This is a genomic window from Delftia sp. PE138, from assembly GCF_018320755.1.
GTDB lineage: Bacteria > Pseudomonadota > Gammaproteobacteria > Burkholderiales > Burkholderiaceae_C > Comamonas > Comamonas tsuruhatensis.
Window position 1 is genome coordinate 597,851 of the sequence record NZ_JABEPN010000001.1, and the last position, 25,082, is coordinate 622,932.

Consider the following 25,082-nt stretch of genomic DNA (forward strand, 5'->3'; position numbering starts at 1 on the left):
GCACCCTCGGGTGCGCTTTTGCGTATGGCTCTGGCCCGGTTTCAGGCCTTGCCTGGATCGGGTTGCAGGGCTTGCTGCCCCGACTGTGGATCAGGATCGAAACAGGCGCCAGGCGGCAACTCCATGCCGGGATTGACGCGAAAGCTGCCTGAGCGTGCTGGATGCAAACCCGGCGCAGTGTATGTCTCAGGACCCTGTTCATGGGCTTCCCTGGGGCGCATGCCGCTGCGCAGATAACGGTTGCGTTGCTGTTCGCCGCGGGGCAGGAACCGGGCCAGCTCGGTCAGGGCCATCTCATAGACGCCGCGCTTGAACTCCACCACCACGTCCAATGGCACCCAGTAGTCATTCCAGCGCCAGGCGTCGAATTCGGGGTGGTCGGTGGCACGCAGGTTCAAATCCCAGTCGTGACCCATGAGCTGCAGCAAATACCAGATCTGCTTCTGGCCTTTGTAGTGTCCGCGCGCATCGCGGCGGATGTACCGGTCTGGCACCTCGTAGCGCAACCAGTCCCGGGTGCGGGCGACCACGCGAACGTGGTTGGGCATCAACCCCACTTCCTCATGCAGTTCCCGGAACATGGCCTGTTCGGGTGTCTCCCCCCGGTCAATGCCGCCCTGTGGAAACTGCCAGCTGTGGGTGCGGATGCGTTTGCCCCAGAACACCTGGTTCTTTTGGTTGAGCAGGATGATGCCGACGTTCGGGCGAAATCCGTCCCGGTCAAGCATAATCGAACCCCAATTTTCTGAATTGTGTCCATTATGCACGGTGCCTTGCCAGCGGCAAGCACGCTGCCCCGATTCCCGCGAAGCCCCTGATCCATGAAAGCCTCCCAATTTTTCATCTCCACCCTCAAGGAAGCTCCGGCCGACGCCGAAGTGGTCAGCCACAAGCTCATGATGCGGGCCGGCCTGATCAAGAAGCTGGGTGCAGGCATCTACAACTACATGCCCATGGGGCTGCGGGTGATCCGCAAGGTCGAGGCCATCGTGCGCGAGGAAATGAACCGTGCCGGTGCCGTGGAGGTGACCATGCCCGTGGTCCAGCCTGCAGAGATGTGGGAGGAGACCGGCCGCTTCGAGAAGATGGGCCCCGAGCTGCTGCGCATCAAGGACCGCCATGGCCGCGACTTCGTGATCCAGCCCACCAGCGAAGAGGTGGTGACGGACATCGCGCGCCAGGAGCTCAAGAGCTACAAGCAGCTGCCCAAGAATTTCTACCAGATCCAGACCAAGTTCCGCGATGAGCGCCGCCCGCGCTTTGGCCTGATGCGTGGCCGCGAGTTCATCATGAAGGACGCCTATTCCTTCGACAAGGACCGTGATGCGGCCCAGGTCAGCTACCAGACCATGCGCGCGGCCTACAAGCGCATCTTCGACCGCTTCGGCCTGCAGTACCGTGCCGTGCGTGCAGACAGCGGTGCCATCGGCGGCGATCTGAGCGAGGAATTCCAGGTCATCGCTTCCACGGGCGAGGACGCCATCGTCTACTGCCCAAGCAGCGACTATGCCGCCAATATCGAAAAGGCCGAGGCCCTGGCGCCTGCGGGTCCCCGTCCCGCTGCGGCCCAGGCGATGACCAAGGTGGCGACGCCCGGCAACAGCACCTGCGAATCTGTCGCATCCCAGCTGGGCCTGCCGCTGTCGCAGACGGTGAAGTCCCTGGTGCTGGCCACCGACAAGCTCGACGACAAGGGCGAGGTGGCAGGCAGCCAGATCTGGCTGCTGCTGCTGCGCGGTGATCATGAAATGAACGAGATCAAGGTGGCCAAGGTGCAGGGCCTGGACGTGGGCTTCCGCTTTGCCACTGTGGCCGAGATCGAGGAGCACTTCGGTTGCCAGCCCGGCTACCTGGGCCCGATCGGCCTGAAGCAGCCCGTGAAGCTGGTCGTGGACCGCGAGGTCGCCGTGATGGCCGACTGGGTCTGCGGCGCGAACGAGGCCGACTTCCACATCACCGGCGTGAACTTCGGCCGCGACCTGCCCGAGCCTGATGTGGTGGCCGACCTGCGCAACGTGGTGGCCGGCGACAAGTCTCCTGATGGTGCGGGCGAGCTGGCCATCGAGCGTGGCATCGAAGTGGGCCATGTGTTCTACCTGGGTACCAAGTACTCCCAGGCCATGAACGCCACCTTCCTGGCCGAGAACGGCAAGCCCTCGCTGTTTGAAATGGGCTGCTACGGCATTGGCGTGACGCGCCTGCCCGCTGCAGCCATCGAGCAGAACCATGACGAGCGCGGCATCATCTGGCCCGACGCGATTGCGCCCTTCACCGTGGTGGTCTGCCCCATCGGCATGGACCGCAGCGAACCCGTGAAGGAAGCTGCCGAGAAGCTGCATGCCGAGCTGCTGGCACTGGGTGTGGACGTGATCCTGGACGATCGTGGCGAACGTCCGGGCGCCATGTTTGCCGACTGGGAGCTGATTGGCGTGCCGCACCGCGTGGTGCTGTCCGACCGGGGCCTCAAGGAAGGACAGGTCGAGTACCAGCATCGCCGCGACACGGAAGCGACCAAGCTGGCCGCCGCCGATGTGCTGGGCCATCTCAAGCAAAGGCTGGGCCTGTGAGCCAGGCGCCCGTGGTGACGCGACGCGATTGCCTGCGCCTGGCGGCTTCGCTGGGCTCGGCACCGCTGCTCGGCGGGCTGGCCGCGCCCGCCTGGGCCGGTGGCCAGCTGGAGGAGCCGCTGGCCGATTCGGTGCGCACTGCGCTGAGTTCCGCCGTCACGGGATCGGCGCCGCCCGAGCTGCGCTTTGCCTCCACCGAGGCCCGGCTGGACTACCTGCGCTGGCTCACGGCCAGCAGCGAGCGCCTGCGTTCGCGCAAGCCGGAGCTGGCGACGCGGCTGGAGTTCCTGCAAACCGTCTGGTACGAGTCCAAGCGTGCCGGCCTGGAAGTCTCTCTGGTGATGGGGCTGGTGCAGGTGGAGAGCGCGTTCCGCAAGTTCGCCATCTCCAGCGTGGGTGCACGCGGCTACATGCAGATCATGCCGTTCTGGATGCGGCTGATCGGCGATGGAGACATCGGCAAGCTGTTTCACATGCAGACCAATCTGCGCTTTGGCTGCGTGATCCTGCGCCACTATCTGGACCGCGAAAAAGGCGATGCCTACATGGCGCTGGGCCGCTACAACGGCAGCCGGGGACAGCCCCAGTACCCGAATGCGGTGTTCGCTGCGCAGCGGCGCTGGGAGATAGAGCCCTCGCGCTCGGCTTGAGGGCCGCGCAGCGCCGCCGAGCGGCTGCGCGGCTGTTGTTCTGCTGTTCTGCGTTGCCCGTCAGGACGACGTCTCCGACGACATGCTGGATACCTTGGCCACGGCCGCTGCCGTGTCGCCGGCGTTGGGCGGCGCGGCCGGGCTGCTGGCGGACATGCGCGTGACCAGCACCTGGTCGATGCGGTAGCTGTCCACGTCCATGACCTCGAAACGGTAGCCGCCCCATTGCACGGTGTCGGTGCGCCTGGGAATGCGGCGCAGCATCACCATGAGGAAGCCGCCCAGGGTCTCGTAGTCCTCGGCGTGGGGCAGCTCGTCGAGTTCCAGGGCCTGCATCACATCCTCGACCGGCGTGACGCCGTCGATCAGCCAGGAGTTCTCGTCGCGGCGCAGGATCTGCTCCTCGTCGCCCGGGCTGACCAGGCCGCCCATCACCGTGCTCATCACGTCATTGAGCGTGACCACGCCGACCACCAGGCTGTATTCGTTGACGATGACGGCAAAGTCCTCATGCACCTGGCGAAACTGCTCCAGCACCTCGGCCAGCGTCAGGCGGTCCGGCACGACCAGCACCTTGTGGACCAGGGAGTCGTCCATGAGCGACAGGGGCTGGTTGTTCAGCGCGCGCTGGAACAGGTCCTTGGCATCGACATAGCCGACGATGTGGTCGATGTCGCCATCGCAGACGGGGTAGGTGGAAAAAGGTTCTTCGGCAATGCGGACCCGGATCAGTTCGTCGGGGTCGTCACGGTGGAAGTAGGCGATGCGGTCGCGCTGCGTCATGGCCGAGCCGATGGTGCGCGAGTCCAGCTCGAACAGGTTGGCGATCACCTGCTGCTCCTTCGCGGCCAGCACGCCGGCGCGCGCGCCAGCTTCGGTCATGGCCAGGATGTCTTCGTGCGTGATGCGGTCGTCGCGCACCGTGGGCAGGCCTAAGAGCTTGGCGACGGCGTCCGCCAGGTGGTTGAAGCACCAGACCAGGGGCTTGAGCACGGCCATGCACCAGAGCATGGGGCGCAGCACGCGGATGGCCAGGGCTTCGGGCTCGGCCATGCTCAGGCGCTTGGGCAGCAGGTCGGCAAAGAGGATGAACAGCGAGGTGACGGTGGCGAACGAGAGCAGAAAGCCCACGGTCTGTGCCCGGCTCTCGGGCAGCCAGAGCATGAGCAATTCGGCCAGATAGGGCGTCAATGCCCCTTCGCCCACCACGCCGCCCAGGATGGCGACGGCATTCAGCCCAATCTGCGTGACCGTGAAGTACTCGCCCGGCTGGGCCTGCATCTTCATGACCTGTTCGGCGCGTGGCTCCCCGTCCTCCGCCATCTGCCGAAGCCGCAGGCGCCGCGAGGCGGCCAGCGAGATCTCGGCCACGGAGAAGAAGGCACTGGTCAGTATCAGTGCGACGATCAACAGCAGACTTTGGGACAGACTCATAGGCAAGGCGGAGAAGCGGGGGCAGGCGCGGTTTTCCGGATGTGAAAGATGTGTCCATTCGACCACACATCACATGCCCCTGGCCTTGTGGCAAGCCCGGGCAGGGCGCTGGCAGTCCGCCACGGGCGAAAAAAAGCCACCCGAAGGTGGCTTGATTTTGCGCAGCAGCGGGCGCAGGCGGGTTGCCGCGCGCGAGTCGCAAGCCTGCGGACTCAGGCCTTGGGTGCCAGCAGCTGCTGCAACTCGCCGGATTCGTACATCTCCATCATGATGTCCGAGCCGCCGATGAACTCGCCCTGCACGTAGAGCTGGGGGATCGTGGGCCAGTTGCTGTAGTCCTTGATGCCCTGGCGGATTTCCTGGTCCTCCAGCACGTTGACGGTGGAGATGTCCTTGGTCTCCACGCCGCAGGCCTTGAGAATCTGGATGGCGCGGCCCGAGAAACCGCACATGGGAAAGCTGGCGCTGCCCTTCATGAACAGCAGGATGTTGTTGCTTTTGACCAGTTGGTCGATGCGTTGCTGGGTGTCGCTCATCTGTGTGGTGCTCCGGGGTCGTGGTGGGCGCCGCAGGCGCGGCGGCATGGATGGGATTATTTCACTCTCGGCGCGGACTTTGAAAGCATGCGGGAATGCTGCGCCCGGACCCGAGCTCAGGCTTGCGCTGTCCATTGCCCGCCCGTGCAGCGGGCGATGCCACCCAGGTCGTGGCGGTGTTGCACGCTCTCAAAGCCGGCGCTGCGCAGCAGGGTGGCCACGGCATCGGCCTGGTCCCAGCCATGCTCGAGCAGCAGCCAGCCGCCGCTGGCCAGCAGCGCAGGCGCCTGCGCGACGATGGCGCGGATGTCGGACAGGCCATCGGCGCCGCTGGCCAGAGCCGACAGCGGCTCATGCTCCAACGCCAGCAAGTGCGGATCGTCGTCGCGGATATAGGGCGGATTGCTGACGATGAGGTTGAACGGCGTCTGGCCTGCCAGCGGCTCCAGCCAGCTGCCATGCGCAAACCGCACGCCCAGCTGCAGGCGCGTGGCATTGGCGCTGGCCACGGCCAGCGCGTCGGCACTGGCATCCACGGCCCACACGGTGGCGCCGGGGCGCTGGCTCTGCAGGGCCAGGGCAATCGCTCCGCTGCCGGTGCCCAGATCCGCCACACGGCATGCGGGGCCGCTTGGGGCCTGGGCGGGTATCAGCTCCAGCGCCCAGTCCACCAGGGTTTCGGTATCGGGGCGAGGGTCGAGCACGCGTGCGTCCACGGCCAGATCCAGCCCGTAGAACTCCTTGTGGCCCACCAGGTAGGCGACGGGCTCCCCGCTCAGTCGGCGTATGCACAGCGCGGCATAGACGCCGGCCTGGGGCGCGGTCAGCGCGTCCCCGTCGTGGGTGAGCAGCCAGGCGCGGCCGCCGGCCTGGCGTCCGAGCACATGCAGCAGCAGCATTTGCGCGTCGATGCGCGCAAGCCCCTGGGCCTGGGAGTGCTGCAGAGCCTCTTTGATGGTGGGTAGGTTGGCCATGGCCCGCGCCTCAGCTGTTGACCTGCAACTCGGCCAGCAGTTCGGCCTCGCGTGCGGCCTGCAGCGCGTCGAGCACGTCGCCCAGGTCGCCTTCCATCACGGCCAGCAGCTTGTAGATGGTGAGGTTGATGCGGTGGTCGGTGAGCCGGCCCTGGGGGAAGTTGTAGGTGCGGATGCGGTCGCTGCGGTCGCCGCTGCCGATCAGGCCCTTGCGCAGCGCGGCCTCCTTGGCCTCGCGCTCGCTGCGCTCCTTTTCCTGCAGGCGCGCCTGCAGCACCTGCAGGGCCTTGGCCTTGTTGCTGTGCTGGCTGCGGCCGTCCTGGCACTCGGCGACGATGCCCGTGGGCAGGTGGACCACGCGCACGGCCGAGTCGGTCTTGTTGATGTGCTGGCCTCCGGCGCCGCTGGCACGGAAGGTGTCGATGCGCAGGTCGGCCGGGTTGAGCGTGATGGCCTGGGTTTCGTCGGGCTCGGGCATGACGGCCACGGTGCAGGCACTGGTGTGGATGCGGCCCTGGGTCTCGGTGGCAGGCACGCGCTGCACGCGGTGGCCACCGGATTCGAAGCGCAGGCGGCCATAGACGTCGGTGCCTTCCACGCGCAGCACCACTTCCTTGTAGCCGCCCAGCTCGCTTTCGTTGGCGCTCATGATCTCGACCTTCCAGCCCACGGCGTCGCAGTGGCGCGTGTACATGCGTGCCAGATCGCCTGCGAACAGGGCAGATTCATCGCCACCCGTGCCCGCGCGGATTTCCAGGTAGGCGTTGCGCGCGTCATCGGGGTCCTTGGGCAGGAGCAGGCGCTGCAGTTCATCTTCCAGCTGCACCAGCTCGATCTCTGCGCCGGAGATTTCCTCGCGCGCCATTTCCTCCATGTCGGGATCATCCAGCATGTCCCTGGCAGAGGCCAGATCGGCCTCGCGCTGGCGGTAGCGTGCATAGCGGCCGGCAATGGCCGTCACATCGGCATGCTCGCGCGAGATGGCGCGGTACTGCTTCATGTCGCCCATGATGTCTTCGCGCGAGAGCAGGAAGTCGAGTTCTTCAAGGCGCTGGGCGTAGCGCTCCAGTTGTTGGCGCAGAAAGTCTTGCATGGTGTGAGGCGATGGTGCGAAGGGCTGCGCGGGGCAGCGCTGCGGCGGGGGAACGAGGTGGCCGGAAGTGGGCCGAGGCGCCAGAGACCCGCGGGCGCGCGGCTCTCTGAAGGGGGGCGAGCGCCGCTAGAGCGCCTTGTCGGGATCCGTGCCGCGCGGACCGCCTGGCGCGGAGCGCAGGAACAGGCGCGAGACCGTGTCCATGGTCTGGGTGCGCTGGTCGGCGTCACCCTTGTGCAGCTCGGCCAGGGTGCCGTGCAGCATTTTCTGCGTGAGGCCGCGCGACAGGGCCTCCAGCACGGTGTCTATGTCCTCGCCCTTGGCCAGCAGCTTCTTGGCCCGTGCAATCTCCAGCGCACGCCATTCATCGGTCTGGGTGTTGAGCTGGCGGATCAGCGGCACCACACCGGCCTGCGGGCGGCGCTGGTCCAGCCAGTGCATGAAGCTTTGCACGCCGTGGTCGATGATGACTTCTGCCTGCTCGACCGCTGCCTGGCGCTGGGCCTGGCCCGTGCGCACCACGGTGGCCAGATCGTCCACGGTGTAGAGGTAGACGTCGCGCAGGTCCTTGACCTCGGATTCGATATCGCGCGGCACGGCCAGATCGACCATGAACATGGGGCGGTGCTTGCGCTTCTTGAGCGCGCTTTCCACGGCGCCCAGGCCGATGATGGGCAGGCTGGAGGCCGTGCAACTGATCACGGCATCGTATTCATGCAGATGCTCGGGCAAGTCGGCCAGCCGCATGGTGCCGGCGCCAAACTGGGCGGCCAGCTTTTCGCCGCGCTCCAGCGTGCGGTTGGCGATCATGATCTGCTTGGGGTGGCGGGCCGCGAAATGGGTGGAGACCAGCTCGATCATCTCGCCCGCGCCCACGAACAGCACGCGGATCTGGGACAGGTCTTCGAACAGCTGGCCGGCCAGCCGCACGGCGGCAGCGGCCATGCTGATGCTGTGGGCGCCGATCTCGGTGGAGCTGCGCACTTCCTTGGCCACCGCGAAGCTGCGCTGGAACAGCTGGTTCAGCGTGCTGCCCAGGGCGCCTGCGTTCTCTGCGGCGCGCACGGCATTCTTCATCTGGCCCAGGATCTGGGCCTCGCCCAGCACCATGGAATCGAGCCCGCTGGCCACGCGGAAGGCATGGCGCGCCACATGGCCGTCTTCCAGCAGATAGGAGTGCGAGCGCAGCAGTTCGGACGAGATGCCGCCGCTGTTGGCCAGCCAGTGCAGCGTATGGTCCATGGCCGGCATTTCGGCCGCGCAGTAGATCTCGGTACGGTTGCAGGTGGAGAGAATGGCGGTCTCTACCGCACTGTGCTGGCGGCCGGGGCCGGTCAGCGATTCGCGCAGGCCCTGCAGCGTGGGCACGATCTGGTCGAGCGCGAACGCGAAACGTCCCCGCATATCAAGCGGAGCCGTGTGGTGGTTGATGCCGAGTGCCCAGACTGCCATAACCCAGGATTATAAAATTTCGCGCAGTTTCAGGCATCCCTGATCACAACACCCTGGAATCGGAGCCCGCAGATGGGATGGATTGCGAGTACGAATCATTGGCTGAACTTCCTGGCGCCTGCACTTTTCCTGTCGCCGGCCCTGATGTTGTGCGCGCTTTTGATCTATGGGAAATCGCAGCAATCCATGGCCTGGTGGTCACAGGTTGCTATCAATTTCATTGTTGGTGCACTGGTGCTGCTGGCGGGGCTGTGGTGGTTCGGGCGCGATGCAAAGATGGCCACCTATGCTGCGCTGGTCGTGGTGATGGCGCTTTGCCAGTGGGTGTTTTCACGCGGCTGGCGCTGATGGCTGACAGCAAAGATTGATGCAGATCAACGGAAGAGGGCGTTTCTCCTGGCGATCAGGGGCCTGAGACTGCGGCTGGAGGCACGGCGCCCGGCGCGGCCTGCTCCAGCAGCCATTCGCGGAACTGCGCAAAGGCTTCGGAAGGTGCCCGCGTGGCGGGACGGCACAGAAAGTAGCCGCGTTCGATGTGGACGGGCGCAGGCAAGGCAAGGGCCACGCGGCCGGCGGCCAGGTCTTCCTCGACCAGGCAGCGCTGCACCAGGGCCACGCCCATGCCGGCGGCCACGGCCTGTACCAGCAGGGCCACCAGCTCGAAATCGGCTGCCGGTGCGGGGCAGGGTCCGGGCAGGTTCAGATGGGACATCCAGCGGGCCCAGTTGCCCGGATAGTTGGTGTGGAACAGCAGCGGGCGTGCTAGCACGTCCCGGGGGCTGCGGATGGGCCGCGGGCCCTGCAGTTCTCTCGGATGGCAGATGGGCACCAGATCGCGGCCCACCACATAGTCGGCCACCACATGGGCGGGCCAGGGCTCGCTGCCCACGCGCAGCCAGCCGTCTATCTCGGCGGCCGACAGCGGATCGTCGCGCCGATAGGGCGCGAACGACAGGGCGATGCCCGGATGCAGGGCGTTGAAGTGCGGCAGGCGCGGAATCAGCCAATGGCTGAACAGCGTGGGCACCACCGACAGCCGCAGTTGCGGGCCGAAGTGGCGCCTGCGTGCGGCCGCGGATGCCGATTCGATGGCGTGTACGGCGGGCTCCACGGCCTGCAGATATTCGCGGCCGGCTTCGGTCAGCACGCTGCGCCGGCCCTGGCGCTCGAAGAGGGCAAAGCCCAGGTGCTCTTCCAGCCGGGCGATGGCGCGGCTGATGCCGCCCTGGGTGACATACAGCTCCCGGGCCGCCAGCGAATAGCTGCCCAGGCGCGCCGCCGCCGCGAAGGCGTGCAGCTCGGAAAGCGAGGGGGAGTGCATGCGCATGACGGGCGCAATTATGACGGTTGGTCATGGTTGCTTGCCGTCTTGTCTCTTTTCGCGGATGCGGCGGCTGTCCAGAATCAGCGCCTGTCCCGCAGAGCCCGTGCTTTGCCGCCACCCCCAACCAAGATAGGAACCATCCCATGGCAATGCGCCGCACCCTGTTGTCCAGCCTGGCCGCCTGCGCCGCCACCGCTCTTCTGGCTCCCGCCGCCTGGGCCCAGGGCCCGGCGGCCGACTATCCCAGCCGTCCGATCCGCCTGGTCGTGCCGTTCGGAGCCGGTGGCTCCACCGACATGGTGGCGCGCCTGCTGGCCGAGAAGATGAGCGTGATCCTCGGCAAGTCCGTGGTGGTGGACAACCGCGGCGGGGCCGGCGGCTCCATCGGCGCTTCCGAAATCGCGCGTGCCGCGCCGGACGGCTACACCATCGGCATGGCCACGGTGAGCACGCACGGCTCCAACCCGGCGATCTTCCGCAAGCTGCCCTATGACCCGATCAAGGACTTCGCGCCCATCACCAATGTGATGTCGGTGCCCAGCGTATTTGTGGTCAACGCCAGCGTGCCCGCCAAGACCATGAAGGAGTTCATCGCCCTGGCCAAGGCCAACCCGGGCAAGTACAGCTTTGCCTCGCCGGGCACGGGTTCGCTGGGCCACGCCAATATCGAGAACTTCATGAACCTGGCGGGCATCGACCTGCTGCACATCCCCTACAAGGGCGCGGGCCAGGCCATCACCGATGCGCTGGGCGGCCAGGTCAACGCCATGACGGACAACCTGCCCTCCACGCTGCCCCACATCAAGGACGGCAAGCTGCGCCCGCTGGCCGTGCTGGCCTTCAAGCGCGCCGACGTGCTGCCCGACGTGCCCACGTACACCGAGCTGGGCTTTGCGCAGATGGGCGATGGCGGCTGGTTCGGCCTGGTTGCGCCGGCCGGCACGCCGCGCCCCATCATCGACAAGCTCAATGCCGCCGCGCACAAGGCCATGGCCATGCCTGACTACCTGGAAAAGCAAAAATCCATCTCGGGCGAGTCCATGGGCAACACGCCCGAGGAATTCGCCAAGCAGATCAAGGCCGCTATCGAGCGCTACACGGCCGTGGCCAAGCGCGCCAACATCAAGCTCGACTGATGGACCGCATGGCACAGTCGGATTTCCTGCGCCCCCGGCCGGACACCCCGGTCGTGGTGCATCCCGCAATGGGCGAGGCGTTGCCCATCGTCTGCGACTCGCCGCACAGCGGCACCTCCTATCCCGAGGATTTCGGCCATGCCGTGCCCATGTCCCTGCTGCGCCGTGGCGAGGACACGCATGTGGCCGCGCTCTGGGACCGGTGGCCCGCGCATGGCGCGACGCTGATCGAGGCCACCTTTCCGCGCACCTACATCGACCCCAACCGCAGCGAGGCCGACCTGGACCCGGCCCAGATCGACGGCCAGTGGCCCGTGCCCCTGGCGCCCAGCGTCAAGACGCGCCAGGGCCTGGGCCTGATCTGGCAGCGCATCAGCCGCGACGGCGTGGCAACGCCGCTGTATGACCGTCCGCGCACGGTGGCCGAGGTGGAGCACCGCATCGCGCGCTACTGGCGCCCCTACCATGCGGCGCTGGCGCAGGCCATCGATGGCAGCGTGCAGCGCTTTGGCGGCGTCTGGCACCTGAACCTGCACTCCATGCCCAACGATGTCTACAAGCGCCTGGGCCGTACCGACGCGCCGCCGCTGGCCGACTTCGTGCTGGGCGACCGCGACGGCACGACCTGCGCGCCCGAGTTCATCCAGCTGGTGGGCGAGACGCTGGCGGGCTTTGGCTACAGCGTGGCCTACAACGAGCCCTACAAGGGCGTGGAGCTGATCGGGCGCATAGGCCAGCCGCACCTGGGCCGGCACAGCCTGCAGATCGAGATCCGCCGCCCGGTCTACATGGACGAGGACACGCGCGAGCCCAATGCGGGATTCGAGCCGCTGCGCGGCCATCTGCGTGAGCTGATGGCCGTGGTCGCGGCGCATGTGCGATCGGAAATGGCAAGGCGCGGCTAGGCCGGGCTGGCCGGATCACCGGGCATGGTCGGCGTGCCCGGCGTACCTGTCACCACGGGTGCCGCCACCGAGGTGGTGGCCGGTGGCGACAGGTACAGGCCTGCGCCTTTGAGCGAGGCCAGGATGCTGAACAGCACATCGCTGCGCACGCCACCCGCATTGCGCGGATTGCCGACGTAGCCGATGGCCAGGAAGGTCAGCGTGCCGTTGGCGATGCCTTCGAGCTGCACCAAAGGCTCGGGCGTGTCCAGGATGCCTTCATGCGCGCGAAAGGCTTCCAGGATCAGGGTGCGCATGCGCTCGGCATCGGTGTCCAGCGGTGCGGGAAGGCGCAGCAGCACCCGCCCGGGCGCGCCTGCCAGCGTCATGTTGCGCACGGTCTTGGTGATGAATTCCGAGTTGGGCACGATGACGGTGGAGCGGTCGCCCAGCTGGATCTCGGTCGCGCGCACGTTGACGCGGCGCACGTCGCCCTCGGTATCGCCCAGCACCACCCAGTCGCCCACCTTGACGGGCCGCTCGGCCAGCAGGATCAGGCCCGAGATGAAGTTCTGCACGATGGCCTGCAGGCCGAAACCAATGCCCACCGACAGCGCGCTGGCCACCCAGGCGATGCGCTCCACGCTGATGCCCAGCCCCGCCAGCGCCACGGCCACCACGAAGATGCCGCCCACATAGCCCAGCAGCGTGGTGATGGAGCTGCGCATGCCAGGCTCCAGCGAGGTGTTGGGGAAGTAGCGGTCCGTCAGCCAGCGCTTGATCACGCGGATCACGATCAGGCCCGTGACGATCACGGCGAATGCGGTGAACAGGGCCTGGGGCGCCATGGTGAAGTCGCCCACCTTGAGGCTGTGATTGACCGTGCTGCCACGGCGGAACACCTCGTCGGGCCCCGTGCCCAGCGGGGCCAGCAGGGCGATCACCATGTAGAACAGCAGGGCCACGCGCAACAGTCCCGAGACTAGGACCGAGGCCTGGTCCAGCAGCCGCCCCTCGATGCCCAGGCCCTGGTTCAGCCGGGTGCCGAAACTGCCCTTGGACGACAGAAGGGCCTCGCACAGATCATCGCCCAGCTGGAACAGCAGGTAGGTGGTGGCAAAGACCACGCCAGTCCACACCATCTGGCGTGCCAGCGTGCCGGCCAGCGCCACATAGCCGGTCACGGCCAGTGCAATGGTGGCAATGCTGGCCACCGCCGCGCAGGCCACGAGCAGTCCCACCCACAAGGGCCGGGGCGGCGCGGGCTCCGCCTGGGCACCGTCTTCCTGCGCCACTGGCGCCGGCGCGCGCAGATGCCGCAGGGCCAGCATGACCACGGCCGAAATCAGCAGGGCCGACAGGGCGTGCACCGTGACCTCGGCGGCCAGGCTGGCGCCGATGATGGCGTTGACCTCGGTCACCAGGCCGTTGATCGCGGCACCTGCCGCAATCCACCAGGGATAGGGGCTGAGCCGCTCGGCCAGCTCGTCCGACACGCCGGGCAGGCGCCATGAGCTGCGCTTGCGCGACAGCAGGGTCTGGCCCAGCGACACCACGAAGGCGCCGAACAGCGTGACCTGCACGCTGGCCTTGGCCAGCGCGTCCAGCGATTCGCCGAAGCCATCGCCGGCCTTGAGCACGCTCCAGGCCAGCTGCGCCGCCAGGCCGATCAGCAGCGTGTTGATCACCACCGTGGCCGCCGCGCGCAGCGAGCGGCGCAGGCGGCCGCTGGGCAGGCGTGCGGGCGCGGCGCGCACCAGCAGGCGCTCGGCCAGCCAGGGGCCGATCAGGGCGATCAGCAAGGCAGCGGCCAGGCTGGCGATAAAGCCGCCCCGGCGATCGGAGGCCAAGGTGGAGCTCACCGATTGGCGCAGCTCGCGCCCCAGCCCCTGCAGGCGCGCCGCGTCCAGGGGCGCGGCGGTGCTCAGATTGCGCCAGAAGGGGCGGCCCAGCGGTGAATCGGTGCGGGCCGTCAGCGCGGCCTGGAATTGCTCGCGGCGCTGGCGTATCAGCTCGTTGCCGCGCTGGTCGGCATCGACCGACACCAGCCGCGCGAGTTTGAGTTCGGAATCCACGGCACTGCGTTGCTTGGCCAGGCTGGCGCGCTGCTCGGCCACATCGGGCGCATCGGCGGGGGCGCCTTTTTCGGGTGCCGGTCCCAGGCCGGCCAGGCGCGAATCGATATCGGCCAGTTCCTCGGTGCGGCGGGCCGCCACCTGGTCGGCTGCCGTGCCAATGGCTGCAGCTTCGTCCAGCAGCTTGCGGCCGTCATCGTCCTCGGCCAGCTTGCGGGGAATGGCGTCCAGCTGCTTGCGCAGATCGTCCACGCTGGGCAGGGCGGGCCGGCCGTCTTCTGCGGTCGCGCCCGCGGCTGTGGCGCCGTCCTGGGCCAGGGCCGGGCCGGGTGCAGACAGGAGCAGCATCGCCAGAGCCATCAGCCAGATGGCCAGGCATGGGCGAAGGGCCTGTGCCCACGTGGGGCGCTGCGGAAGAGGGCTGCAGGGCGGTGTCATGGACGCACATTGTGCGGCGGGCCGCTGCAGCGGTTGTTTCCAAAGGTCCGGCCCCGCCAGCCGGCAGCCGTCTCAGCGCGATGCGGGACTGAACATATCGACACGGTCGGTGATGACGCCGTCCGTGCCCAGGTCGATCAGGCGCTGTGCGGCCCATTCGTCGTTGACCGTGTAGCTGCTGCAGCGCAGGCCCGCGCCATGCACCTTGGCGACCAGGGCTGCATCCCACAGCGCGTGGTTGAGCACCATGGCTGCGCAGCCCAGTTCCAGCGCGGTGCGCAGGTCGGCGTCGCCCGTGGCGTCTGCCAGCCTGTCCACCAGCAGGCCGCGCGGAATGTGGGGCGCCGTGTCGCGTGCGCCCTTGAGGGCATCGGTCTTGAACGAGGTGAACAGCGGCGGGACCCGGTCCTGGGGCCAGATGCGGTTCATCAGCTCGCCCGTGGCGCGGCCCGTGGCCTCTTCCTGGCCCGGCGTGGGCTTGATCTCCACGTTCAGGAAAAAGTGGTTGGCCAGGCACCAGCGCGCCAGGGCTTCCAGCGTGGGCAGGGCCTCGCCCGCATATGCGCGCGAGTGCCAGCTGCCGGCGTCGAGCTGGGCGATCTCGCCCATGGACAGGTCGCCACCCGTGCCGTGGCCGTTGGTGGTGCGCTCCAGCGTGGAGTCGTGCATCAGGAACAGCACGCCGTCGGCAGACAGCTTGGCATCGCACTCGAACATGCGATAGCCGTGCGCGGCGCCCAGGCGGAAAGCGGCCATGGTGTTTTCGGGCGCCAGCTTGCCGGCGCCACGGTGGGCCACCCACAGGGGGTAGGGCCAGGATTTCAGGTTCTCGGTCATGGCGAGTCCGTCAAAAGAAGGGAGCTTGGATGGAAAAAGAGAGCCTCTGGGGCTCTCTTGGAAAAGGTCGGAGAGCCGGCCTTCAGGGGATCAGATCCGCTTGCCGCTTTCTGCGTCGAACCAGTGCAGGCGACGCTCTTCGGAAGGACGCACGCGCATGGTCTCGCCGGACTTGGGGAAGGGCGCGCCTTCGTCGATGCGTACCGTCATCGTCTCGCCATTGAGCGAACCATAGACCAGGCGCTCGGCGCCCAGCATTTCCACGGTGTCCACCTTGATTTCCCAGCCGCCTTCGTTGACGACGACCAGGTGCTCGGGGCGGATGCCCAGGATGCGGCCGGTCGTGCCGCCGGGCGCGTTCTTGAGCAGGTTCATCGGGGGCGAGCCGATGAAGCTGGCCACGAAGGTGGAGGCGGGCGTGTGGTAGACCTCTTCGGGCGTGCCGAACTGCTCCATCACGCCGCCGTTCATGACGATCATGCGCTGGGCCAGGGTCATGGCCTCGACCTGGTCGTGGGTCACGAACAGGCTGGTGATGCCCAGCTCGGCGTGCAGCTTCTGGATCTCGATGCGGGTCTGGCCGCGCAGCTTGGCGTCCAGGTTGGACAGCGGCTCGTCGAACAGGAAGACCTTGGGCTGGCGCACGATGGCACGGCCCATGGCCACGCGCTGGCGCTGGCCGCCCGACAGCTGGCGCGGCTTGCGGTCCAGCAGGTGCGACAGCTCCAGGATCTTGGCGGCCTTGTCCACGCGGCGCTTGATCTCCTCGGGCGGCACCTTGGCGATCTTCAGGCCGTAGGCCATGTTCTCGTAGTTCGACATATGCGGGTACAGCGCATAGTTCTGGAACACCATGGCGATGTCGCGCTTGGCCGGTTCCACGTCGTTGACGACCTTGTCGCCGATCAGCAGCTGGCCGTCGGAGATCTCTTCCAGGCCCGCCACCATGCGCAGCAGGGTGGACTTGCCGCAGCCCGAAGGGCCGACGATGACGACGAACTCGCCGTCCTGGATTTCGGCGTTGACGCCGTGCAGTACCTGGTTGGCCGACGAGCCGTGGCCGTAGCGCTTGATCAGGTTGCGAAAGGAAATGGATGCCATACGAAGATTCTGGTTGAGTCGCAGAGCGAAGGGCGCTGGCGCTTGCTCTGCGGGGTTCTATACGGTGGGTGAGGGCGGTGGACGGCTTACTTTTCGGTGTCCACCAGGCCCTTGACGAACCAGCGCTGCATCAGGATCACCACGGCAGCGGGCGGCAGCATGGCCAGCAGGGCCGTCGCCATCACCACGTTCCAGTCGTTGCCGGTATCGCCGCTGGCCACCATGCGCTTGATGCCGATGACCACGGGGTACATGTCTTCCGAGGTGGTCACGAGCAGCGGCCACAGGTACTGGTTCCAGCCGTAGATGAACTGGATCACGAACAGCGCCGCGATCGAGGTCTTGGACAGCGGCACCAGCACATCCTTGAAGAAGCGCATGGGGCCGGCGCCATCGATGCGGGCGGCCTCCACCAGCTCGTCCGGCACCGTCAGGAAGAACTGGCGGAACAGGAAGGTGGCCGTGGCCGAGGCGATCAGCGGAATCGTCAGGCCGGCGTAGCTGTTGAGCATGCCCAGCGTGGAGACGACTTCGTAGGTGGGGCCGATGCGCACTTCCACGGGCAGCATCAGGGTCACGAAGATCAGCCAGAAGCAGATCTTCTTGAACGGGAAGCGGAAGTACACCAGTGCGAAGGCCGACAGCAGCGAGATCGCGATCTTGCCCACGGTGATCACCATGGCCGAGACGAAGCTGATCCACATCATGCGTGCCACGGGCGCGCTGGAGCCAGGGCCCGAGCCGCCGAACAGCGCGGCCTTGTAGGTTTCCCAGAAGTTGCTGCCGGGCACCAGGGGCATGGGCACCTGGATGATGTCCTGCGGCGTGTGCGTGGAGGCCACGAAGGCCAGGTACAGCGGAAAGCCGACGATCAACACGCCCAGCACCATGATCAGGTGCGAGAAAAAGGTCAGAAGAGGACTGCGTTCAACCATGATCAGTACTGCACTTTCTTCTCAACATAGCGGAACTGGATCACGGTGAGTGCAACCACGATCACCATCAGCACGACGGATTGGGCAGCCGAGCCGCTCATGTCCATGGCCTTGAAGCCATCGTGATAGACCTTGTAGACCAGGATGGAGGTGTCCTGGCCCGGACCGCCCTGGGTCGTGGCGTCCACGATGCCGAAGGTGTCGAAGAAGGCATAGACCACGTTCATCACCAGCAGGAAGAACGTGGTGGGCGACAGCAGCGGGAACTGGATGTCCCAGAAGCGGCGCATGGGGCCCGCGCCGTCGATGGCGGCGGCCTCGATCAGCGACTTGGGGATGGACTGCAGGCCCGCAAGGAAGAACAGGAAGTTGTAGGAGATCTGCTTCCAGATCGCGGCGATGACGATCAGCGTCATGGCGTTGCCGGAGTTCAGCAGGTGGTTCCAGTCATAGCCGATCATGCGCAGCGCATAGGCCACGACGCCGATGGACGGCGAGAACATGAACACCCACAGCACGCCTGCCACGGCGGGCGCCACCGCATAGGGCAGCAGCAAGGCGGTCTTGTAGGCGAGCGCACCCTTGATCACGCGGTCCGCAAAAATGGCCAGCATCAGCGACAGCGCGATGCCGAACACCGCCACCAGCAGGGAAAAGATGGCCGTGGTCTTGAACGAGGCCAGGTAGGCAGGGTCATCCAGCAGATGCTGGAAGTTGGCGAAGCCCACCCATTCGGTGGAAAAGCCAAACGTATCCTGCGCCTGGAAAGACTGCACGATGGCCTGGCCTGCGGGCCAGAAAAAGAAGACCAGCACGATGACCATCTGTGGTGCTATCAGCAGCCACGGCAGCCAGGCGGATCGAAAAAGAACGCGTTTTTCCATGACGGAACTCGGTAGAACAAAACAGCCCGCAAACCGGATGGCCGTGGGGCCGCCGGTTGCGGGCCTGTGATGCACGGTGCGGGCTGCCTGCGCAGCGGCCACGCCGCAGATCACATGGGAGGATTACTTGTTGGCCCGGGCGAAGCGGCCCAGTTGCTCGTTGCCACGGGTGACAGCGGTGTCCAGTGCCTGCTGGGGAGTCTTCTTGCCGGTCCAGATCTGTTCGGTTTCCTCATCGATGATGGTGCGGATCTGAACGAAGTTGCCCAGGCGGATGCCGCGCGACTTGTCGGTGGTCTTGCGGATCATCTGCGTCACGGCGGTGTCGGTGCCGGGATGCTTTTCGTAGAAGCCCGAAGCCTCGGTCAGCTTGTACGCAGCGGTGGTCACGGGCAGGTAGCCGGTGCGCTGGTGGCTGGCGGCCTGGATCTTGGTGTTGTTCAGGAAGTTGAAGAAGTCAGCCACGCCCTTGTAGCGTTCGGCGCTCTTGCCAGCCATCACCCACAGGGAAGCACCGCCGATGGCCGTGTTCTGGGGGGCGCCCTTCACATCGGCGTAGTAGGGCAGCTGCGACTGGCCGAAGGCGAACTTGCCTTCCTTGACCACGCGGGCGTACAGGCCGGAGGAGCCCGTGATCATCGCGCACTCGCCGGAAGCGAAGGCGGCGTCGGGCACGTTGCCGCGGCCCTTGTAGACGAAGCTGCCGTCCTTGGCGGCCTTGGCCAGGTTCTCGAAGTGCTTGACGTGCAGCGGCGAGTTGAACACCAGCTTGGCATCGGTGCCGTCAAAGCCGTTGTTCTTGGTCGCGTACAGGGTGTTGTGCCACAGCGAGAAGCTCTCCAGCTGGGTCCAGCTCATCCAGCTCGTGGTCAGTGCGCAGCGGTGGCCCGAGGCCTTGAGCTTTTCAGCGGCGGCGAACACTTCGGGCCAGGTCTTGGGCGGCTTGTTCTCGTCCAGGCCCGCCTTCTTGAAGGCGTCCTTGTTGTAGTAGAAGATGGTGGTCGAGCTGTTGAGCGGGTAGCTCATCATCTGGCCGTTGGGGGCGGTGTAGTAGCCGGCCACGGCGGAGATGTACTCGCCCTGGTCGAACTTGAAGCCGCCGTCGTTCATGACCTTGGTGACCGGAACCACGGCACCCTTGGAGGCCATCATGGTGGCCGTGCCCACTTCGAAGACCTGCAGGATGTCAGGTGCATTGCCGGCGCGGAACGCGGCGATGGCAGCTGTCATGGACTCGTCATACTGGCCCTTGTAGGTCGGCACGATCTTGTACTGGGTCTGGCTGGCGTTGTACTCCTTGGCCAGGTCATTCACCCAGTCGCCCAGGGCCGCGCTCATCGAGTGCCACCACTGGATTTCGGTTTGGGCTTGTGCCGAGATGGTGGTGGCCGCGATCGCGGCCGCCATGGCCAGTTGCTTCAGTTGCATGAGGACTCCTCTAGTTCGGTGACGGTTTCAGACCGCTGCCACGGTAAGGCAGGGGCATGACATGTCTGTGTCATTGTTTTCGGATGCTTCTTACCGCACTACAGGCCAAACCCGGTGAGCCGCTGGTCCCGTATGTCAGTCGTGTGACAAAAAATGACACGCGAAGCGGCGCTATTTTAGGTCAATACCATTTCGTTTCAAAAGCACGGGTTGTTCGTATTGGCTCGTTTGTGCTCTTTCTGTATAAGGCCGGTTCGCCGGGGCGTGTCTGCCCCGTGGTGTTGGCGAGGGCTGGCGTCTCAGGGCAAGACGGCGAGCCGCCCAGAGCCCCGTAGGAAGCGGGCCTTCGAGGGGCTCGCTTAAAATTGCGCTCCCACTTGGCTTAGCGGCGCCCCTAGAGCGCCAGACACGGTCTACCCCCATGAATGTACCGATTGCGTTGGCGGCCCTGCAGGCACAGGCAGCCGAACCTGCACGTCTGCGAGAGATTCCCTACAACTACACCTCGTTTTCCGATCGCGAGATCGTGATCCGCCTGCTGGGTACTTCCATGTGGGATGTGCTCAACCAGCTGCGCCAGGAGCGGCGCACGGGCCGCTCCGCCCGCATGCTCTACGAGGTGCTGGGGGACATCTGGGTCGTCCAGCGCAATCCCTACCTGCAGGACGACCTGCTGCACAGCCCCGATCGCCGCAAGGCGCTGGTGGAAGCACTGGAGCACCGCCTGGGCGAGATCGACAAGCGCCGTGCTCCGCAGCAGGACCCCGTGCGCGATGCGCTGGTGGGCCAGCTGGTGGATGCGGCGCGCCGCGCCGTGCATGAGTTCAACGCCACCTTCGTCGAGGCCGAGCAACTGCGCCGCCGGGTGCAAAAGAGCCTGGGCCGCCACACGGCCAAGGACAACATCAAGTTCGACGGCCTGTCGCGCGTGGCCCATGTGACGGACGCCACCGACTGGCGCGTCGAGTACCCCTTCGTCGTGCTCACCCCCGATACCGAAGCCGAGATGGCCGCCCTGGTGCGGGCCTGCATCGAGCTGCGCCTGACCATCATTCCGCGCGGCGGCGGCACGGGCTACACGGGCGGCGCGATCCCGCTGACCTGGCGCAGCGTGGTGATCAACACCGAAAAGCTCGAGGCCATGACGGAGGTGGAGATGCGCCGCATCCCCGGCGTGGACCACGAGGTGCCCACCATCTTCACCGAGGCCGGAGTGGTCACGCAGCGCGTGGCCGATGCGGCCGAGCGCGCGGGCTTCGTCTTCGCCGTGGACCCCACATCGGCCGAGGCCTCGTGCATCGGCGGCAACGTCGCCATGAATGCGGGCGGCAAGAAGGCCGTGCTCTGGGGCACGGCGCTGGACAACCTGGTGTCCTGGCGCATGGTCACGCCCGATGCGCAGTGGCTGGAAGTCACGCGCGTGGGCCACAACCTCGGCAAGATCCATGACGCCGAGATGGCCAGCTTCGAACTGCAGTACTTCGAGGCCGATGGCAAGACCCCCATCCGCAGCGAGCGGCTGGACATTCCCGGCCAGAAATTCCGCAAGGAAGGCCTGGGCAAGGACGTGACCGACAAGTTCCTGTCGGGCCTGCCCGGCATCCAGAAGGAAGGCTGCGACGGCCTGATCACCAGCGCGCGCTGGGTGGTGCACCGCATGCCCGAGCACACGCGCACGGTCTGCATGGAGTTCTTCGGCAACGCCAAGGACGCCGTGCCCAGCATCGTCGAGATCAAGGACTTCATGTTCGCCGAGCAAAAGCGCTCGGGCGTGCTGCTGGCCGGCCTGGAGCACCTGGACGACCGCTACCTGAAGGCCGTGGGCTACGCCACCAAGAGCAAGAAGGGCAACGGCCATCTGCCCAAGATGGTGCTGCTGGGCGACATTGCCGGCGACAACGCCGACGATGTGGCCCGCGTGGCCGCCGAGGTGGTGCGCATTGCCAACTCGCGCAACGGTGAAGGCTTCACGGCCGTCAGCGCCGAGGCGCGCAAGAAATTCTGGCTGGACCGCAAGCGCACGGCCGCCATCTCGCGCCACACCAACGCCTTCAAGATCAACGAAGACGTGGTGATCCCGCTGCCCCGCATGTGGGAGTACACGGACGGCATCGAGCGCATCAACATCGAACTGTCGCTGCGCAACAAGCTCAAGCTGTGCGACGCGTTGACGGACTTCTTCCAGCACGGCGACCTGCCCCTGGGCAAGCAGGACGATGCGGGCGACATCCCTTCGGCCGAACTGCTGGAGGACCGCGTGCAGCAGGCCCTGGCCCTGGTGGCCGACGTGCGCACGCTGTGGCAGGGCTGGCTGGACAACGTGGAAAACCTCTTCCAGCAACTGCAGGATCACACGCTGCGCGCCAGCTGGAAGACCCAGCTGAAGGCGCCCATGGCCCAGATCTTCGCGGGCGCGGCCTTCCAGCCGCTGCTGGCCGAAGTCAACGCCATTCACCAGCGCGTGCTCAAGGGCCGTGTCTGGGTGGCGCTGCACATGCACGCCGGCGACGGCAACGTGCACACCAACATTCCGGTCAACAGCGACGACTACGAGATGCTGCAGACCGCCCATGAGGCCGTGGCGCGCATCATGGTGCTGGCCCGCCATCTGGACGGCGTGATCTCGGGCGAGCACGGCATCGGCATCACCAAGCTGGAATTCCTCAGCGACGACGAACTGGCGCCCTTTGCCGCCTACAAGCAGCGCGTGGACCCCGAAGGCCGCTTCAACAAGGGCAAGCTGATCCGCAACGAGAAGCTGCAGGCCGTGGTGGGCCAGAGCCATGACGGCCGCTCGCCGCGCGAATCGCTGATGTTCGCCGACCTGACCAACGCCTACACGCCCAGCTTCGGCCTGATGGGGCACGAGTCGCTGATCATGCAGCAAAGCGACATCGGCGCCATTGCCGACTCGGTCAAGGACTGCCTGCGCTGCGGCAAGTGCAAGCCCGTGTGCGCCACCCATGTGCCGCGCGCCAACCTGCTGTACAGCCCGCGCAACAAGATCCTGGCGACCTCGCTGCTGGTCGAAGCCTTTCTGTACGAGGAGCAGACGCGCCGCGGCGTGTCGCTGCGCCACTGGCAGGAGTTCGAGGACGTGTCGGACCACTGCACGGTCTGCCACAAGTGCTTCAACCCCTGCCCGGTGAAGATCGACTTCGGCGACGTGACCATGAACATGCGCAATCTGCTGCGCAAGATGGACAAGAAGAGCTTCCGGCCCGGCAACAAGCTGGCCATGGCCATGCTCAACGCCACCAACCCGGACACCATCAAGTTCATGCGCTCGGCCATGGTCGGCGTGGGCTTCAAGGCCCAGCGCCTGGCCTCCGACGTGCTCCACAGCCTGGCCAGGAAGCAGACCCAGCATCCGCCGGCCTCGGTGGGGCGTGCGCCGCTCAAGGAGCAGGTGATCCACTTCGTCAACAAGAAGCTGCCGGGCGGCCTGCCCAACAAGACGGCGCGTGCCCTGCTGGACATCGAGGACAAGGACTACGTGCCCATCATCCGCAGCCCGCAGACCACGAACGCGGACACAGAGGCGGTGTTCTACTTCCCCGGCTGCGGCTCCGAGCGCCTGTTCAGCCAGGTGGGCCTGGCCACCCAGGCCATGCTCTGGCATGCCGGCGTGCAGACCGTGCTGCCACCGGGCTACCTGTGCTGCGGCTATCCCCAGCGCGGCAGCGGCCAGTTCGACAAGGCCGAGAAGATGATCACGGACAACCGCGTGCTCTTCCACCGCGTCGCCACCACGCTCAACTACCTGGACATCAAGACCGTGGTGGTCAGCTGCGGCACCTGCTACGACCAATTGCAGGGCTACGAGTTCGGCAAGATTTTCCCGGGCAGCCGCATCATCGACATCCACGAGTACCTGCTGGAAAAGGGCGTGACGCTGCAGGGCAAGGAGGGCTACCTCTACCACGACCCCTGCCACTCGCCCATGAAGCTGCAGGACCCCATGAAGACCGTCAAGGCCCTGGTCGGCGACGGCGTGATCAAGAGCGAGCGCTGCTGCGGCGAATCGGGCACGCTGGGCGTCACGCGCCCCGACATCTCCACGCAGATCCGCTTCCGCAAGGAAGAGGAACTCAAGAAGGGCGAGGCCGCGCTGCGCGCCAGCGGCGCCCTGGCCGAGAAGGACAACGTGAAGATCCTCACCAGCTGCCCCAGCTGCCTGCAGGGCCTGTCGCGCTACGGCGGCGACATGAACAACGGCCTGCTGGAGGCCGACTACATCGTGGTCGAGATGGCGCGCCAGATCCTGGGCGAGAACTGGATGGCCGAATATGTTCAGCGCGCCAACGCCGGCGGCATCGAACGGGTTCTGGTCTGATGGCTGCTTCCGCTTCCTGCCCCCTGTGCGCCACAGAAGGCGGCCTGCCCGTCTGGCGCGGCCGGCGCCTGCGAGTGATCCGCGCCCAGGAAGAGGGCTTCCCGGCCTTCTACCGCGTGGTCTGGAATGCGCATGTGGCCGAGTTCTCCGACCTGGATGCCGCCGACCGCCAGCACTGCATGGATGCCGTGGTCCTGGTCGAGCGCGTCTTGCGTGAGCGCCTTGCGCCGGCCAAGATCAACCTGGCGGCGCTGGGCAACATGGTGCCGCACCTGCACTGGCATGTGGTTGCGCGCTTCGAATGGGACAGCCATTTCCCGGGCTCGGTCTGGGCTGCTGCCCAGCGCCCGCGCAATGGCGAGCGCGAGGCCGAGGTGGCAGCGCGCTTGCCAGCCATAGACACGGCGCTGTCGCAGGCACTCGATGCCTGGCAGCAGCACCCCGCCACTGAATGAGGAGCACCGCATGGCCGGCCTGACCCCTGACACCCCAACTCCCGAAGCCCTGACCGTGCACGGCGCATCGCGCGTGCTGGAAGTGGCCTATTCCGACGGCGCAAGCTTTCGCATTCCCTTCGAGCTGCTGCGCGTGTACTCCCCCTCGGCCGAGGTGCAAGGCCATGGCCCGGGCCAGGAAGTGCTGCAGACCGGCAAGCGCGACGTGGCCATCACGGCCATCGAGCCCGTGGGCAACTACGCCATCAAGCCCTTCTTCAGCGACGGGCATGAAAGCGGCCTGTACACCTGGGAATACCTCTACGAACTGGGCCGCCGCCAGGACGAGTTCTGGACCCAGTACCTGGACCGCCTGCAGGAATCCGGCATGGACCGCGACACCCCCATGCCCGGCAAGGCCGGCGGCGGCGGGCACGGCTGCGGCAGCCACTGACGCAGTACGCACGCAGGGGCCGGGGCGCGGCGTCTGCCGCGCCGTTCCCACAGCGCCACATTCAGGACCTTTGCGCAGCACAGGGTTATTGGGGGTGGTGCTATATTAAA

21 protein-coding genes are annotated in these 25,082 nt (G+C 66.3%); 8 read left to right on the plus strand and 13 right to left on the minus strand.

Going from position 1 to position 25,082, the window contains the following annotated elements:
* Positions 1–41 precede the first annotated feature (41 nt).
* A complete protein-coding gene (locus tag HFGMBDPB_RS02610; protein ID WP_016445652.1) occupies positions 42–728 on the minus strand; it encodes an RNA pyrophosphohydrolase in 687 nt (228 codons plus the stop codon).
* Positions 729–821: 93 nt separating this feature from the next.
* On the opposite strand from HFGMBDPB_RS02610, the gene HFGMBDPB_RS02615 reads away from it, so the two are divergent.
* Together HFGMBDPB_RS02615 and HFGMBDPB_RS02620 are read left to right on the plus strand one after the other, a co-directional pair.
* Positions 822–2,567 carry a proline--tRNA ligase gene (locus tag HFGMBDPB_RS02615; RefSeq protein WP_212644851.1) on the plus strand — a complete coding sequence of 582 codons (1,746 nt, stop codon included), beginning with the start codon at positions 822–824 and terminating at the stop codon, positions 2,565–2,567.
* Positions 2,564–3,217: a lytic transglycosylase domain-containing protein gene (locus HFGMBDPB_RS02620; protein WP_016445654.1), complete on the plus strand. Its 654-nt coding sequence runs from the start codon at positions 2,564–2,566 to the stop codon at positions 3,215–3,217. Before HFGMBDPB_RS02615 ends, HFGMBDPB_RS02620 begins: the two co-directional genes overlap by 4 nt.
* 60 nt (positions 3,218–3,277) lie before the next feature.
* Here HFGMBDPB_RS02620 and paeA read toward each other — a convergent pair whose 3' ends face one another.
* The 5 genes from paeA to hemA all read right to left on the minus strand — a co-directional run bounded on the left by paeA (position 3,278) and on the right by hemA (position 8,706).
* Positions 3,278–4,651 carry a polyamine export protein PaeA gene (gene paeA / locus HFGMBDPB_RS02625; protein ID WP_016445655.1) on the minus strand — a complete coding sequence of 458 codons (1,374 nt, stop codon included), beginning with the start codon at positions 4,649–4,651 and terminating at the stop codon, positions 3,278–3,280.
* 212 nt (positions 4,652–4,863) lie between these two features.
* A complete protein-coding gene (gene grxD, locus HFGMBDPB_RS02630) occupies positions 4,864–5,187 on the minus strand; it encodes a Grx4 family monothiol glutaredoxin (protein WP_012207276.1) in 324 nt (107 codons plus the stop codon).
* Between the two features lie 116 nt (positions 5,188–5,303).
* A complete protein-coding gene (gene prmC / locus HFGMBDPB_RS02635; protein ID WP_212644852.1) occupies positions 5,304–6,161 on the minus strand; it encodes a peptide chain release factor N(5)-glutamine methyltransferase in 858 nt (285 codons plus the stop codon).
* A 10-nt stretch (positions 6,162–6,171) separates the two neighbouring features.
* Entirely contained in the window at positions 6,172–7,254 is a 1,083-nt protein-coding gene (prfA, locus tag HFGMBDPB_RS02640; RefSeq protein ID WP_016445657.1) for a peptide chain release factor 1, read from the minus strand.
* A gap of 126 nt (positions 7,255–7,380) precedes the next feature.
* Positions 7,381–8,706, minus strand: coding sequence for a glutamyl-tRNA reductase (hemA, locus tag HFGMBDPB_RS02645; RefSeq protein WP_046238485.1), 1,326 nt, complete (start codon positions 8,704–8,706; stop codon positions 7,381–7,383).
* Positions 8,707–8,778: 72 nt separating this feature from the next.
* On the opposite strand from hemA, the gene HFGMBDPB_RS02650 reads away from it, so the two are divergent.
* Positions 8,779–9,054: a hypothetical protein gene (locus HFGMBDPB_RS02650; RefSeq protein ID WP_016445659.1), complete on the plus strand. Its 276-nt coding sequence runs from the start codon at positions 8,779–8,781 to the stop codon at positions 9,052–9,054.
* Between the two features lie 55 nt (positions 9,055–9,109).
* On the opposite strand, the gene HFGMBDPB_RS02655 is transcribed toward HFGMBDPB_RS02650, so the two are convergent.
* Complete coding sequence (locus HFGMBDPB_RS02655) at positions 9,110–10,033, minus strand: LysR substrate-binding domain-containing protein (RefSeq protein WP_016445660.1); 924 nt, start codon at positions 10,031–10,033, stop codon at positions 9,110–9,112.
* A 140-nt stretch (positions 10,034–10,173) separates the two neighbouring features.
* On the opposite strand from HFGMBDPB_RS02655, the gene HFGMBDPB_RS02660 reads away from it, so the two are divergent.
* On the plus strand, positions 10,174–11,166 hold the full coding sequence (locus HFGMBDPB_RS02660; protein WP_016445661.1) for a tripartite tricarboxylate transporter substrate binding protein BugE: 993 nt from the start codon (positions 10,174–10,176) through the stop codon (positions 11,164–11,166).
* The gene (locus HFGMBDPB_RS02665; protein WP_133072238.1) at positions 11,166–12,071 is read left to right on the plus strand and encodes an N-formylglutamate amidohydrolase; all 906 of its coding nucleotides are present in this window, start codon (positions 11,166–11,168) and stop codon (positions 12,069–12,071) included. Before HFGMBDPB_RS02660 ends, HFGMBDPB_RS02665 begins: the two co-directional genes overlap by 1 nt.
* On the opposite strand, the gene HFGMBDPB_RS02670 is transcribed toward HFGMBDPB_RS02665, so the two are convergent.
* The 6 genes from HFGMBDPB_RS02670 to ugpB form a co-directional block, all read right to left on the minus strand.
* Positions 12,068–14,485: a DUF3772 domain-containing protein gene (locus HFGMBDPB_RS02670; protein WP_212644853.1), complete on the minus strand. Its 2,418-nt coding sequence runs from the start codon at positions 14,483–14,485 to the stop codon at positions 12,068–12,070. The genes HFGMBDPB_RS02665 and HFGMBDPB_RS02670 overlap by 4 nt on opposite strands.
* A 150-nt stretch (positions 14,486–14,635) precedes the next feature.
* Positions 14,636–15,400, minus strand: a complete 765-nt coding sequence (ugpQ, locus tag HFGMBDPB_RS02675; protein ID WP_212644854.1) for a glycerophosphodiester phosphodiesterase — start codon at positions 15,398–15,400, stop codon at positions 14,636–14,638.
* 90 nt (positions 15,401–15,490) lie between these two features.
* Complete coding sequence (gene ugpC / locus HFGMBDPB_RS02680) at positions 15,491–16,501, minus strand: sn-glycerol-3-phosphate ABC transporter ATP-binding protein UgpC (protein ID WP_212644855.1); 1,011 nt, start codon at positions 16,499–16,501, stop codon at positions 15,491–15,493.
* A gap of 86 nt (positions 16,502–16,587) precedes the next feature.
* On the minus strand, positions 16,588–17,436 hold the full coding sequence (gene ugpE / locus HFGMBDPB_RS02685; RefSeq protein ID WP_016445666.1) for a sn-glycerol-3-phosphate ABC transporter permease UgpE: 849 nt from the start codon (positions 17,434–17,436) through the stop codon (positions 16,588–16,590).
* A gap of 2 nt (positions 17,437–17,438) precedes the next feature.
* Positions 17,439–18,320, minus strand: a complete 882-nt coding sequence (gene ugpA, locus HFGMBDPB_RS02690) for a sn-glycerol-3-phosphate ABC transporter permease UgpA (protein WP_016445667.1) — start codon at positions 18,318–18,320, stop codon at positions 17,439–17,441.
* 123 nt (positions 18,321–18,443) lie between these two features.
* On the minus strand, positions 18,444–19,748 hold the full coding sequence (ugpB, locus tag HFGMBDPB_RS02695) for a sn-glycerol-3-phosphate ABC transporter substrate-binding protein UgpB (RefSeq protein ID WP_012207263.1): 1,305 nt from the start codon (positions 19,746–19,748) through the stop codon (positions 18,444–18,446).
* 421 nt (positions 19,749–20,169) lie between these two features.
* Between ugpB and HFGMBDPB_RS02700 the strand changes: the two genes are divergently transcribed.
* From HFGMBDPB_RS02700 to HFGMBDPB_RS02710, 3 genes are read left to right on the plus strand one after another with little or no spacing between them, the layout of a single operon-like run.
* Positions 20,170–24,084 carry a DUF3683 domain-containing protein gene (locus HFGMBDPB_RS02700; protein ID WP_016445668.1) on the plus strand — a complete coding sequence of 1,305 codons (3,915 nt, stop codon included), beginning with the start codon at positions 20,170–20,172 and terminating at the stop codon, positions 24,082–24,084.
* On the plus strand, positions 24,084–24,539 hold the full coding sequence (locus HFGMBDPB_RS02705) for an HIT family protein (RefSeq protein WP_034364054.1): 456 nt from the start codon (positions 24,084–24,086) through the stop codon (positions 24,537–24,539). The genes HFGMBDPB_RS02700 and HFGMBDPB_RS02705 overlap by 1 nt, the downstream gene beginning before the upstream one ends.
* 10 nt (positions 24,540–24,549) lie before the next feature.
* The gene (locus HFGMBDPB_RS02710) at positions 24,550–24,972 is read left to right on the plus strand and encodes a gamma-butyrobetaine hydroxylase family protein (protein ID WP_016445670.1); all 423 of its coding nucleotides are present in this window, start codon (positions 24,550–24,552) and stop codon (positions 24,970–24,972) included.
* Positions 24,973–25,082: the final 110 nt, after the last annotated feature.